This window comes from Furfurilactobacillus rossiae DSM 15814, assembly GCF_000428925.1.
Lineage (GTDB): Bacteria > Bacillota > Bacilli > Lactobacillales > Lactobacillaceae > Furfurilactobacillus > Furfurilactobacillus rossiae.
The window spans coordinates 466,290-478,611 of sequence record NZ_AUAW01000001.1 but is presented as its reverse complement, the minus strand read 5'-3'; the positions used below and the strand labels follow the sequence as shown (position 1 = coordinate 478,611).

Below are 12,322 nucleotides of genomic sequence, written 5' to 3'. Positions count from 1 at the left end.
TTCCATACAGATACAAACCCCGTCAAAATCAAATATTGCCATATACACTATAAAAGAAAAAATTAATTTAAAATGAACGTTGAAATACTTCAAAAATGACACAAAAAATCCTTGGTCAAAAGTATTCACAGTTTGGCTGAAAGGTGTTATAGTCACTTATGAATTTGAAGGAGCTTTAATTGCTACCGTCATAATCTGGGTCGTCGACCTATAGTATGAAATGGAGTGTTAAAGATGAGTAACAAGTTAGAGATTCTTGAAGAATACCGCGAAGCTACACATGAATTAGCGGAACTCCAAGATGAATCGAGCGCGTCAACACATCGGATGGCATCGCATGATCAGATCGATTCCCTCAGGGGTAAGTGTGACCAACTGGATGCAATTCTCGAGGCCATGGACGCTGCTGAAGATTAATATGTAATCAAACAAAAAGGGTGATCGCCAGATTTTTTGGCGGTCATCCTTTTTGTTGCTTTAATTAAGTTTTCAGTACTTGCCGGATCGAAGTGCATCATGGATTGTATTAGCAATTACGTTACGACCCAGCAATTCATCCTGCCAGTCTCGTGGCAGTGACGTCAGGCCACCCCTAATTGCTGCAAGGCCACCAGCGATGCTTGCGATGGTGTCTGTGTCACCACCAAGATTGATGGCGTTCAGAACAAGATCATGATAATCCGTAAAGCGGTTGAGTAACCACCAGACGCTTTCTGTAGTATCAACGACATAGCCGCTGGTGTTAAGCTGAGCGGCAGCCAGCTTATAGAAAGCAGGATCAAGAAGACGATTGTACTGGGGCAGCTCGCCGGCTAACTCCGTACGGTTCTGGACGATTTGCTGCACATCTTGGACCGCTTGAGTGAGAAACTGATTGGTCCAACCAGTTGATTCTATAAGCCGTGTTAAGAGTGCAGAGTAAAGTAAGCAGGCGACAGTTGAACGAGCATGGCGATGTGTTAGTTCAGCAACTCCGATAATTTGATCAACTAGCTCCGGCCGGTTTACTAATGTTTGACCCTTGTCCAATTGATGAATAGCCCATAGTGCGACTGGAAACATACGCATAAGCGCACCATTACCGTTGTTTTTGACATCGGCGCTACCCGCGTCTCTAGGGTCATGTGTTTCACTGTAATGACGTAGTGCTTGGCGAGTTCCGTTACCGACATCAAAAGTTTCATGAGCAGGGGTGAAATCTGCATCGTTTAACCAAGCTATGAAGTTATTCATGACTGGCTCTAATGGAATGGCGGTGTCAGTTGCGTTAGCTGCAATTGCAGCTAGGGTAGCAAGCGTCATGCTAGTATCGTCCGACCAGGTACCGGGCAATGTTTGATAGGCACCCATAAGCATTTCATGTACTGGATTTTGTTGCAACTTTTCGTAACTTTTAAATTGTGTTGACTGACCAAGGGCGTCACCGATAGCGATACCGTAAATGCCTGCGGTTAATGCTGCTGATGTATGGTTCATGTGCAAGACTCCTCTGAGATTAGTAAGACTTTTCATGATGAAATAAATGAGAAGAAAATTTAGCTACACTACTTTGCATGTCGGATAGGGGCAAACCAAAATGGATATTGTTCAACAGAGAGATAAATATCAAAGAAACGATTCCCCATTTCTTCACCGTCAACCTGACCGTATTCTAAAGATGATATTGTCAGATGCAAATGCTCGGCCTGATAATGATGAACATTTTTAAAATTCAGATGACGCCCAAAAGCCATCATGATAAACAAAAAAATGAATTTTGGTAGAATCATTTTTTCCGCGATAATGAGCGATAGTTTTCGATCATGAACGTTTGCGATAGGCAAAATGGGAACACCACCACCGAAGTAAGGGTGGTTGCTTGTTGTTACCAAGAAACCATTGTCAAAAATATCACGACGGTTACCAACATGAACCGTAACAGGAAAGGCAGTTTGCTGCCCTAGCACCTTGATGAGTTGTCCAATATAGGCCAGGTTGCCTAAGTGTAAACGGTTGAGCAAGCCCTTTTTAGTACTGTGATTCGCAGCACTAACAATTGCGGCATCGAAACCAATACCAACATTATTAACGAAGTAACGTTGTTCATGTTGGGTTGTTTCATCATAATGACCGATGTCCAACATTTCCGGCTCAGTGGCTGTTAGAATCTGTTTGAGCGCGTTTGAAGCGTTGCGGGATACCTGTGCGCCTCGTGCAAAATCATTGCCAGAACCGGCAGGGATGTACGCTAGCGGCAAGGGAACGGCTACATCGACCTTCTTTAGCCCATTTAGTGCTTGATTGAGAGTACCATCACCGCCAACGACCAAAACAATATGTGAACCCATAGGGACATTTGCATGATGTTTCGCGTACTGTTCAGCAAGAAGAATCGCATGCTCAGCATATTTTGTTTCATTCATTTGATATTCAATTCCCAGTTGATCCAGCTGTGGTTGAATCGTTTGCCAAACATTGTTTGCGTAACCGCGGCCAGCGTGACGGTTTAAAATGACGTAAAAGTGACGGGTCATAACAGTTCCTCTCAATATGAAACACTTTCTCTTTATTCAGTATACGAAATGAGCGACGGATGAGGTGGAACCATTAGTAGTTGTTTAAGGTTTCTTAAAGAACATTGTGCATAAGAAAACCGGTTCCTCTGATGAAGAACCGGCAGCAATCAACGATTTTTTTGCATCGTGTTGATTATTATTCGTTTGTTGCTTGTGTTTCAGCTTTGGCATTAACTTCGCGCCGTGCTGGTGAATTACGATGTGTGGCAGCCTTTTTGTGAGGTGCATTTGTGCTAGTCATAATCAATTCTGGCAGAATCATCGGATGACGTTCAGTCTTCTCATACAAGAAACTTTGCAAGTCGTCGATGATGGCTGTTCGAATCGAGGCTTCTGTTGCATTGTCATCACGCATTGCGCGACGAATGGTACGGAACACCCGACGACGACCTTCATTAATCATGTCACCAGATTCACGCATGTAGACAAAACCACGACTGAGAAGGTCAGGGCCGGCCTGAATTTCCTTGTTTTTAAGATCAATTGTCGCAACAGCGACAACTAATCCTTCTTCGGACAACATCTGACGGTCATGTAAGACGACGTTGCCAATGTCACCGACACCATTGCCATCTACATACACATCGCCAGCGTTGAAATGACCAGCGACACGGGCAGAATCAGCGGTGAGGGCCAATACATCCCCGTTTTGCAGAATAAACGTGTGATCTTCTGGAACATCACATAATTGTGCAAGTTGTGTATGGATCTTCTGCATTCTGTACTCACCATGGATTGGCATGAAGTACTTTGGCTTGATTAATCGAAGCATTAACTCCTGATCAACCTGACCACCATGTCCTGAAGTATGGATGTTGTTAACAGCACCATGAATAACTTCAGCACCAGCTTCTTCTAGTTCGTTAATGACCCGGTTAACACTAGTTGTGTTACCAGGAATTGGGTTACTAGAAAAGATGACTGTATCGTTTGGTTGAATCGAAATCTGTCGGTGGGTACCGTTAGCAATCCGTGATAGGGCGGCCATTGGTTCACCCTGAGAGCCAGTACATAAAATCAGTGTTTCATTCGCTGGAATATTGCGAAGCTCGGAAGCATCAACCAAGACGTCATCAGGGATGTTAAGGTAGCCGAGTTCACGACCATTAACTAGGGCTGCTTCCATTGATCGACCAAATACGGCGATTTTCCGATGATGTTCAATGGCCGCTTCGGCAGCTTGTTCAATACGTGAAATGTTTGATGCGAAAGTGGCGAAAATGATTCGACCATCAATTTTGTCAAACAACTTGTGGATTGAGTGGCTGACCCAGCGTTCAGACTTAGTAAATTCTGGCCGTTCGGCATTCGTTGAGTCAGAAAGAAGACACAAGACACCTTCTTCGCCAAGCTTCGCCATTTTTTGCAAGTTCGGTGCAGGCGTGTTGATTGGCGTGAGGTCAAACTTAAAGTCACCAGTTTGAACAATCGTACCAGAAGGAGTCTTAACTGCGACACCAAGAGTATCAGGAATACTGTGGGTGGTTCTGAAGAACGAAACACTCGTCTTTCTGAACTTCAGCACAGTGTCCTCATCGATTTCATGCAGTTCAGTTGTTTCCAGCAAGCCGTGTTCTTCCAATTTGTTTTTAATGAGTGCCATTGGAAGTGGACCTGCATAGATTGGTACATGAATTTGTTGGAGTAAAAATGGAATACCACCGATGTGGTCTTCGTGTCCGTGGGTGATGACAAGCGCCTTAATTTTTGATTCGTTTTGTTTAAGGTAAGAGTAGTCCGGAATCACGTAATCAATTCCCAGCAATTCGTCTTCGGGGAACTTAATGCCGGCATCAATCATAATGATTTCATCCTGAAACTGGACACCATAAGTGTTTTTCCCAATTTCGCCTAATCCACCAACTGCGTAAACTGCGGTTTCGTTATTTTTAATATTGAGTTTTGCCATAAGCTAAAACTCCGTTAACTTGTAGTTGGCGCCTTTTTGCTCGTATTCCAAAGCGTTGCCTTCAAGTGGTTCCAAATATTCAACATTGTACTCAGTGTTAGCTTCAACGGTGCTCATTGCTTCGGCTTCATTATCAGCCTCAATGTATAATGAGTGAGTGTCTTCCCGTTTAGGGTTACGAACTTTTGATTCTTGATAATAAACTTTGAAAATCATGTGTAAAAATCTCCTATATATAATAAATTTTTATTGTATGAAAAACAGAACCGTCACACCTAAGCGAGGCGGTTAACAAACGAAAAATTAAGGTGTTTTCTCCCGAACAGCGGTTGCGCGAACACAACATTTGAGTTCAATATTACCATAGCCGGCGGTCGATGTACACTCACACGACGCACTGCCAGTGTATTCAGACCCCATTTACAGAGTTACTTGCTAGCATAAGGGATCATTTCCAGAAAACGCCGATTGTTTTGCCGTCAGCTAGCGGTTACTGACGAGAAGATATGGTAAAATTAAGTGTAGAAACGGAGGGGTTCTGAATGAAACTGGCACTAATCATTATTATAGGAATTATCCTCGCATATTTAATTTATCATTATATTCATCGCTTGATTATTCGCCGGGCAACAAGCATTGTTCGTAACGATGCTCAGGCGACGACAGAAAGCGCCATGAAGAGTGCGTTGAATCAGTTGGCTGACGAACACACCTTGAGTCAAAGCCAAAATCATTTTACGGCGTCTGACACTGTGGCTGACGTGTGGGGTCGCGGCGTGATGGCTTTTGAATTCAGTATCACCGCTGATAATTTGCAAGCGGATCAACTGCCAACTTTAAGGCGCCCATTAAACAATGCGCTGGGCGAGTATGCAGTTAAAAATCATGTCAAACGGTTATCGACGAGTCACCCCACGTTTGTTGTGACTGATTTGTGGTTATTTGAGGGGCAGTTGCACATTGATGTAGCCTATTTAATGAATGAATCTACCATTGAATATGTACAGGATCTTAAACGACTTAATCCTTCAGAAAAAATGCCAGCGTCCAATGCTGAGGATAATCATTAGGAATCATCATTTAAACGTTAACTTTACACTTCTAGTGAAATAAAAATCCGTCTTGAATTAGTATAATTGCTAATTCAAGACGGATTTTTTTAGTTCACATTAATTATGATGTACCGAGTTTTCACTCAAGTTGTCGTCGATTGTATCCAACATGGTCGACAAAGCGGTTAAGTCCGTGCTGCTGAGACCTGAAAAGGTCAGGTCATTAACATGCTGTAATTGCTCGTTTATCTTGTCAATCAAATGAGCCCCGTCATCGGTGAGCAAGACACGCCATGCTCGTCGATCCGTAGCCGTCTTGACCTTGCGTACAAAGCCTAAGTTGATCAATTGATCTAATCGTCGCGTAACATTGCTAGGACTGAGGTAAATCCGCCGATACAACTGATCCTGCGTTAAACCGGTTTTGGCATCGATCTTTAAAAGGAGATAATAATTGCTTGCCGAGAGATTAAGCGGTCGTAATTGATCGTCAAGCAACGCTGTTAATTTTCTTGAGGCGGTGTTTAGCTGGGCAATAAGATCATCGTTTAATGCTGAAAATGCCATGATTACTTACCTCCAGGTACTTAGCCAATCAGCAGAGTGTTTTCTTCGGCCGCAAAGGGTTGCTCCTTATTAATATGGTCGTAAAACAACACACCGTGCAGATGATCAATTTCATGCTGACAAACAATGGCAGGATAATTCTTCAACCGAACTTTGTGGTCGTTACCGTCGACATCCTGATAGCGTAAAGTAATGCGGTCAGCGCGTGGCACGTAACCGGGTTTATCTTCATCCACTGATAAGCAGCCTTCACCTTCGGACAGCGCGCCAAGCTGGACAGATTGGCTAACGATGACGGGATTGATAATTACATCCTTAAAGACTGGGTTGTCTTGAGCTTCCTGGGCAGCTTTTAAGACATCATCATGATTATCTGGATCATCTGGTTCTACAGGCGAGGGTACAAGGACGGCTGCCATTTGAATGGAAACGTCCACTTGTGGGGCGGCTAAACCGACTCCTGCCCGGAGACCGTACTTTTCAGCAAGGTCCGGATTTTGACTAACTTCCAGATATTTCATCATGTCCTTTGCAAGTTGTTGGTGTTCCTGACTAAGCGGAAAGGTTACCTTGTCAGCGTACTTACGTAAGGTAGGGTTACCATCCCGAATAATGTTGTCCATTAATATCACGTGCTGTTCCTCCTCATATACTACTAACAAATAGTGTACCATACGCTAGAAATTTCGGAACGGCTAAGCATAAAGATGAATAGAAATAGAAAGTCAATAAATGAGCGCAAAGTATTGATACTTCGCCCTTTGAAGGCCGATATGTCCGTTAAGTAAGCTAACAACGATTCGTGAAAACCAACGCAAAGAAAACTTATTTTAGAGTTATTAAAATTGTTTTCAAAGTATAAAAATATTGGCATGTGAAACGTGAAAGAAGTATGAAAACGGGATTGCTTATTTAATAAGCAGGGAAAAAGTTTATGTAACAGCGTTTTATGGTCGATTGGTTGGTTGCTATACAAAAAGCACTAAAAATGTTCAGAAACTTCACAAGTAAATGGGTTGTGTCAAGGACAATTGTGAGATTTTTAACAATTATGAAACCCCTTGCAAACGATTTCTATCTAGCGTTACAATTGTCGGTGAAAGATGAAAGCGCATACATTTGCTTGTTGCAAGTCTTAGACAGTGAGCGGATGGAAGCTGTCATCAGAAAAAGAAAGGAATGTGTGCATTATGGCAAACAACGATTCATCTAAGCCAATTGTAGACTTTGCTGCGATTAAGGAAAATCTCGGTAGTGAATACAAAATGGTTCAAGTTCTAGACGGTTCTGCCAAAGTTGTTAATCAAGAGGTGTTTGACTCCTTTAGTGATGAACAATTGGTTGATTTCATGAAGAAAATGGTTTGGGAACGTGCTTTACATGAGCAGACCATGAGCTTTTCACGTCAAGGTCGGTTGGGGTTCTACGCTCCAACGGCTGGTGAAGAAGCCAGTGAAATGGGCAGTGTCTCAGCTTTTGAACCTCAGGATTTCTTGTTCCCAGCTTACCGTGACCTACCACAACTGATTCAACACGGTGGTTCAGTTGAAAAAGGTTTCTTATGGTCACGTGGTCACGTTAAGGGTAATCAATATGATCCAAAGTATCGTGCATGGATGCCACAAATTATTATCGGTGCTCAATTCGTAGAAGCTGCCGGTGCTGCTTTAGGAATTAAGAAGAACGGTGAAAACAACGTTGCCTTTGTTTACACCGGTGATGGTGGGACTTCGCAAGGTGATACTTATGAAGGCTTGAACTTTGCTGGGGCCTTCCAAGCACCATTAGTTGCTATCATTCAAAATAACGGCTTTGCAATTTCTGTTCCACGGAAGAAGCAAACGGCTGCCACAACGTTGGCTCAAAAGGCTGTTGCTGCTGGGATGCCTTCTGTTCAGGTTGACGGGATGGATATTTTGGCTGTTTACTCCGTTGCTAAAGCTGCTCGTGAATACGCTGCGGCAGGCAATGGCCCAGTATTGATTGAAACCTTGACTTACCGTTATGGTGCCCACAGCTCAGCCGGTGACGATCCTTCACGTTACCGTACTAAGGAAGAAGAAAAACCTTGGCATGATAACGACCCATTAATCCGTTTGCGGAAGGTACTGGAAGATAAAGGGCTTTGGTCCGATCAACAGGAAAGCGACTATGTTGACGAATGCAAGACACAGTTCAAGGCTGACTTGAAAGCTGCCGATGCAGAACCTAAACAAACAAATGTTGAAATGTTAAAGAACACGTTCGAAGTACCAACTCCGAACATCAAGGCACAAATTGCCGAATTTGAAGCAAAGGAGTCGAAGTAATCATGGCTACGAAAACTTATATTCAAGCGATTACTGACGGACTTGATCAGGTCTTAAGCGACGATGACAAGACGTTAATCTTCGGTGAAGATGTCGGTAAAAACGGTGGTGTTTTCCGTACCACTCAAGGATTACAAGACAAGTACGGCGAAGACCGGGTATTTGATACACCATTGGCTGAATCAGGTATTCTTGGTTTGGCAATGGGACTAGCAGCAACTGGCTGGCGGCCACTTCCTGAAATCCAATTTATGGGTTTCACATTCGAAGCCGTTGACTCCATTGCTGGTCAAATGTCGCGGACGCGGTTCCGTTTCGGTGGCGAAAAGAATATGCCAATTACGATTCGGACACCATTTGGTGGTGGGACACACACCGCTGAAATGCACTCAGATAACTTGGAAAGCTTCTTCACTGACGTTCCCGGATTACGTGTGGTAACACCTTCCAATCCTTACGATGCAAAAGGCTTGATTATTTCAGCTGTTGAAAACAACGACCCCGTATTGTTCATGGAAAACTTGAAGTTGTACCGTTCCATGAAGGCTGAAGTGCCGGATGACAAGTACACGGTTCCGTTGGACACCGCCAAAGTGGTTCGCGAAGGAACTGACATCACCGTTGTTGCTTACAGTGCTGAGGTTAATGAAGCGCTGAAGGTAGCTGACAAACTGGCTAAGGAAAACATTTCTGTTGAAGTTATCGATTTGGTTTCCCTATCGCCAATTGACACAGACACAATCTTCAAGTCAATCGACAAGACGCATCATGTTGTGATGGTTCAAGAAGCACAACGGATGGCTGGTGTTGGTGCGACGGTTGTATCTGACATCGCTGAAAACGACATTCTTTCATTGGACGCCCCAATTGGACGGGTAGCCGCTCCAGACAGCATTTACCCATTTGCTTTGGCTGAAGACGACTGGATTCCGGATGCCGCTGAAATTGAAGCAAAGGTTCGTGAAATCCTCACATACTGATACTGACGTTTGAGAATCAGATCAGACGGGGTTACCCGTAAATTCGATGAAAGGAAGATATTCCATGTCCTACAAATTCAAATTGCCAGAACTTGGTGAAGGAATGGCCGAAGGTGAAATTGCTGCTTGGGATGTTAAGGAAGGCGACAAGGTCGCTGAAGATGACACCCTGGTAGAAATTCAAAACGATAAGTCCGTTTCAGAATTACCATCACCAGTTGCTGGTACTGTTAAAAAGATTTTTATGCAAGCAGGTGAAACTGCTAAGATTGGCGATCCACTGGTTGAGATCGATGATGGTTCACCTGACACACCTGATGATGACGCTGCGCCTGCAGCACCAGCTGAGGCTTCTGCTGCACCTGAAAGTGCTGCGCCAGCTCCAGAACCTGCTGCCACACCAGCGCCAACTGCACCAGCCGCTCCGGCTACCGGTGCCAACCCGAACCCTGTATTGAGTAACCCAAGTAAACTTGTGTTGGCAATGCCTTCGGTTCGTCAGTACGCTCGTGACAACAATGTTGATATTTCAATTGTTGCACCAACCGGCAAGCATGGTCAGGTATTAAAGAGTGACGTTGATGCCGCTAAGAATGGCGCAGCACCAGCTGCAACCACTGCTGCACCGGCTGCCGCAGCGAGCGCTCCTGCTGACACTGCCGCAGCACCAATCAAGCCATACGTTTCCGCAACACCTGATCTTGAAACACGTGAACCAATGTCAATGACACGGAAGGCTATTGCTAAAGCAATGGTTACCTCCAAACACACTGCACCACACGTAACTTCATTTGATGACGTCGATGTGACTGCATTGATGGCTAACCGGAAGAAGTACAAGGCAATTGCCGCTGACCGTGACATTCATTTGACCTTCTTGCCATATGTTGCCAAGGCTTTGGTTGCCGTCTTAAAGGACTTCCCAACTTTGAATGCGTCAATTGATGACAGTACTCAAGAAATTGTTTACAAGCACTATTACAACATTGGTATTGCTACGGACACACCACATGGTCTGTATGTACCAAATGTTAAGAATGCTGATTCCAAGGGCATGTTTGAAATTGCTAAAGAAATCGCTGATAACACCCAGAAGGCTCAAGACAACAAGCTGTCAGCTGCTGAGATGTCCGGTGGTTCCATCACCATTAGTAACGTTGGCTCTATCGGTGGTGGCTGGTTTACACCAGTTATTAACTACCCAGAAGTTGCGATCCTTGGTGTTGGTAAGATTGCTAAAGAACCATATGTCAACGACGATGGTGAAATCGTTGTTGGTAACATGTTGAAGCTGTCACTGAGTTATGACCACCGTTTGATTGATGGTGCAACTGCCCAACGCGCATTGAACGAGTTGAAGCAATTGTTGCACGACCCAGACATGCTGTTAATGGAGGGATGATTTAACAATGGCTGATGTAGAACAAAAAGACACGGTGATTATTGGTGCAGGCCCCGGCGGTTACGTTGCCGCTATTCGGGCAGCCGAACTTGGTCAACAAGTGACGGTGGTTGAACAATCAGAAACGCTCGGCGGTGTTTGTTTAAACGTCGGTTGTGTACCTTCAAAGGCGCTAATTCAAGCTGGCCACCGTTTACAAGAAGCAAATGATGCCTCAACTTATGGCATTACAACGGCTGGTCCAGCAACAATCGATTTTGCTAAAACGCAAGAATGGAAGCAAAAAAAGGTTGTTGACCGGATGACCAGTGGGGTTGCCATGTTGCTGAAGAAGCACAAGGTTGAAGTGATTCGTGGTGAAGCCACATTAGACAGTGATACCCAATTACGTGTTATCGCTCCTGGACCAAAGCAGTTCATGAGTCGTGACACAGGCCGGACACTGGCTTTCAAAGACTTGATCATTGCCTCAGGTTCACGGCCGGTTGAGATTCCTAACTTCAAATTTGAAGGTCGGGTTATCGATTCAACTGGTGGGCTGAACTTACCAGAAATTCCTAAGGAACTGGTTGTTATTGGCGGTGGTTATGTCGGAACCGAATTAGCTGGTGCCTACGCTAACCTCGGTGCTCACGTGACGATTCTTGAAGGAACGCCATCCATTCTGCCTAACTTCGAAAAAGACATGGTTTCACTGGTTCTTAAGAACTTGAAGGCTCATAAAGTTGACGTTATTACGAGCGCGATGGCTAAGAAGTCTGAACAGGATGACAATTCTGTGACTGTCACTTACGAAGTTGATGGCAAGGCTCAAACAATCAAGGCTGATTACTGCATGGTCACTGTTGGTCGCAAGCCTAACACTGACAACCTTGGTCTTGAATTCACGGATGTTAAGACTGACAAACGTGGTTTCATTGACGTTGACGATCAAGGTCGGACAGCTTCTCCGCATATCTACGCAATTGGTGATATTGTGAACAATGGTCCAGCATTGGCACACAAAGCCTTCTTTAATGGTAAGGTTGCCGCTGGTGCAATCGCAGGCCACCACACTGCAAACGATTATGTAAGTGTTCCTGCTGTTTGTTTTGCAGACCCTGAATTGGCCACAGTTGGTTACACCCAAGCTGAAGCCAAGGATGCCGGTTTGGAAGTTAGCACCGCCAAGTTCCCATTTGCTGGGAATGCACGTGCGGTTTCAATGGATCAAGCAGACGGATTCGTTCGTTTGGTCACAACTAAGGAAGACAATACCCTTGTTGGTGCGCAGGTTGTCGGTCCAGACGCCAGTGATTTAATTGCCGAATTAAGCTTGGCCGTTAACTCACACATGAATGCCGAAGATGTTGCTTTGACCATTCACCCACACCCAACTCTGAGCGAACCGATTCAAGAGGCTGCAGATATTGCAATCGGTTTTCCAACTCATATTTAACAAGCGTAATGCACACATCATTACTGAAAAAGAGGCTGGTAACAGTCTCTTTTTTTGTGGAAAATAATGCAGATAACTGATTGTGCTCACCAATTTTGTGGATTGTGTAG

12 protein-coding genes are annotated in these 12,322 nt (G+C 44.4%); 6 read left to right on the top strand and 6 right to left on the bottom strand.

The window, feature by feature from the left end; translation table 11 throughout:
* Positions 1-234: 234 nt before the first annotated feature.
* Complete coding sequence (locus tag G400_RS0102380) at positions 235-417, top strand: hypothetical protein (RefSeq protein ID WP_017262054.1); 183 nt, start codon at positions 235-237, stop codon at positions 415-417.
* A 72-nt stretch (positions 418-489) separates the two neighbouring features.
* Here the strand turns inward: G400_RS0102380 and G400_RS0102375 are convergent, their stop codons facing one another.
* The 4 genes from G400_RS0102375 to G400_RS0102360 all read right to left on the bottom strand — a co-directional run bounded on the left by G400_RS0102375 (position 490) and on the right by G400_RS0102360 (position 4,680).
* On the bottom strand, positions 490-1,476 hold the full coding sequence (locus tag G400_RS0102375) for an ADP-ribosylglycohydrolase family protein (RefSeq protein ID WP_017262053.1): 987 nt from the start codon (positions 1,474-1,476) through the stop codon (positions 490-492).
* A gap of 68 nt (positions 1,477-1,544) precedes the next feature.
* Positions 1,545-2,513 (bottom strand): diacylglycerol/lipid kinase family protein, encoded by a 969-nt coding sequence (locus tag G400_RS0102370; protein WP_017262052.1) that lies wholly within the window; start codon positions 2,511-2,513, stop codon positions 1,545-1,547.
* A gap of 178 nt (positions 2,514-2,691) precedes the next feature.
* On the bottom strand, positions 2,692-4,464 hold the full coding sequence (rnjA, locus tag G400_RS0102365) for a ribonuclease J1 (RefSeq protein ID WP_017262051.1): 1,773 nt from the start codon (positions 4,462-4,464) through the stop codon (positions 2,692-2,694).
* Positions 4,465-4,467: 3 nt separating this feature from the next.
* Positions 4,468-4,680, bottom strand: coding sequence for a DNA-directed RNA polymerase subunit epsilon (locus tag G400_RS0102360; protein WP_017262050.1), 213 nt, complete (start codon positions 4,678-4,680; stop codon positions 4,468-4,470).
* A 326-nt stretch (positions 4,681-5,006) separates the two neighbouring features.
* Here G400_RS0102360 and G400_RS0102355 point away from each other — a divergent pair, with 326 nt between their 5' ends.
* Complete coding sequence (locus G400_RS0102355; protein ID WP_017262049.1) at positions 5,007-5,534, top strand: hypothetical protein; 528 nt, start codon at positions 5,007-5,009, stop codon at positions 5,532-5,534.
* A 99-nt stretch (positions 5,535-5,633) separates the two neighbouring features.
* Here the strand turns inward: G400_RS0102355 and G400_RS14285 are convergent, their stop codons facing one another.
* Together G400_RS14285 and G400_RS0102345 are read right to left on the bottom strand one after the other, a co-directional pair.
* The gene (locus G400_RS14285) at positions 5,634-6,083 is read right to left on the bottom strand and encodes a MarR family winged helix-turn-helix transcriptional regulator (RefSeq protein WP_017262048.1); all 450 of its coding nucleotides are present in this window, start codon (positions 6,081-6,083) and stop codon (positions 5,634-5,636) included.
* A 20-nt stretch (positions 6,084-6,103) separates the two neighbouring features.
* Positions 6,104-6,715, bottom strand: coding sequence for a peptide deformylase (locus G400_RS0102345; RefSeq protein ID WP_026017157.1), 612 nt, complete (start codon positions 6,713-6,715; stop codon positions 6,104-6,106).
* A gap of 558 nt (positions 6,716-7,273) precedes the next feature.
* Here G400_RS0102345 and pdhA point away from each other — a divergent pair.
* From pdhA to lpdA, 4 genes are all read left to right on the top strand, one after another.
* Positions 7,274-8,392, top strand: coding sequence for a pyruvate dehydrogenase (acetyl-transferring) E1 component subunit alpha (gene pdhA / locus G400_RS0102335; protein ID WP_017262045.1), 1,119 nt, complete (start codon positions 7,274-7,276; stop codon positions 8,390-8,392).
* Between the two features lie 2 nt (positions 8,393-8,394).
* The gene (locus G400_RS0102330) at positions 8,395-9,372 is read left to right on the top strand and encodes an alpha-ketoacid dehydrogenase subunit beta (protein ID WP_017262044.1); all 978 of its coding nucleotides are present in this window, start codon (positions 8,395-8,397) and stop codon (positions 9,370-9,372) included.
* A gap of 64 nt (positions 9,373-9,436) precedes the next feature.
* Complete coding sequence (locus tag G400_RS0102325; protein ID WP_017262043.1) at positions 9,437-10,774, top strand: 2-oxo acid dehydrogenase subunit E2; 1,338 nt, start codon at positions 9,437-9,439, stop codon at positions 10,772-10,774.
* 7 nt (positions 10,775-10,781) lie between these two features.
* Entirely contained in the window at positions 10,782-12,212 is a 1,431-nt protein-coding gene (lpdA, locus tag G400_RS0102320; RefSeq protein ID WP_017262042.1) for a dihydrolipoyl dehydrogenase, read from the top strand.
* Positions 12,213-12,322 lie beyond the last annotated feature (110 nt).

Excerpts from the sequence above, each read along its gene's own strand:
- pdhA (WP_017262045.1), top strand. The coding sequence starts at position 7,274 with ATGGCAAACAACGATTCATCTAAGCCAATTGTAGACTTTGCTGCGATT.
- G400_RS0102375 (WP_017262053.1), bottom strand. The coding sequence starts at position 1,476 with ATGAACCATACATCAGCAGCATTAACCGCAGGCATTTACGGTATCGCT.
- G400_RS0102355 (WP_017262049.1), top strand. The coding sequence starts at position 5,007 with ATGAAACTGGCACTAATCATTATTATAGGAATTATCCTCGCATATTTA.
- G400_RS14285 (WP_017262048.1), bottom strand. The coding sequence starts at position 6,083 with ATGGCATTTTCAGCATTAAACGATGATCTTATTGCCCAGCTAAACACC.
- lpdA (WP_017262042.1), top strand. The coding sequence starts at position 10,782 with ATGGCTGATGTAGAACAAAAAGACACGGTGATTATTGGTGCAGGCCCC.
- G400_RS0102330 (WP_017262044.1), top strand. The coding sequence starts at position 8,395 with ATGGCTACGAAAACTTATATTCAAGCGATTACTGACGGACTTGATCAG.
- rnjA (WP_017262051.1), bottom strand. The coding sequence starts at position 4,464 with ATGGCAAAACTCAATATTAAAAATAACGAAACCGCAGTTTACGCAGTT.
- G400_RS0102370 (WP_017262052.1), bottom strand. The coding sequence starts at position 2,513 with ATGACCCGTCACTTTTACGTCATTTTAAACCGTCACGCTGGCCGCGGT.
- G400_RS0102380 (WP_017262054.1), top strand. The coding sequence starts at position 235 with ATGAGTAACAAGTTAGAGATTCTTGAAGAATACCGCGAAGCTACACAT.
- G400_RS0102325 (WP_017262043.1), top strand. The coding sequence starts at position 9,437 with ATGTCCTACAAATTCAAATTGCCAGAACTTGGTGAAGGAATGGCCGAA.
- G400_RS0102360 (WP_017262050.1), bottom strand. The coding sequence starts at position 4,680 with ATGATTTTCAAAGTTTATTATCAAGAATCAAAAGTTCGTAACCCTAAA.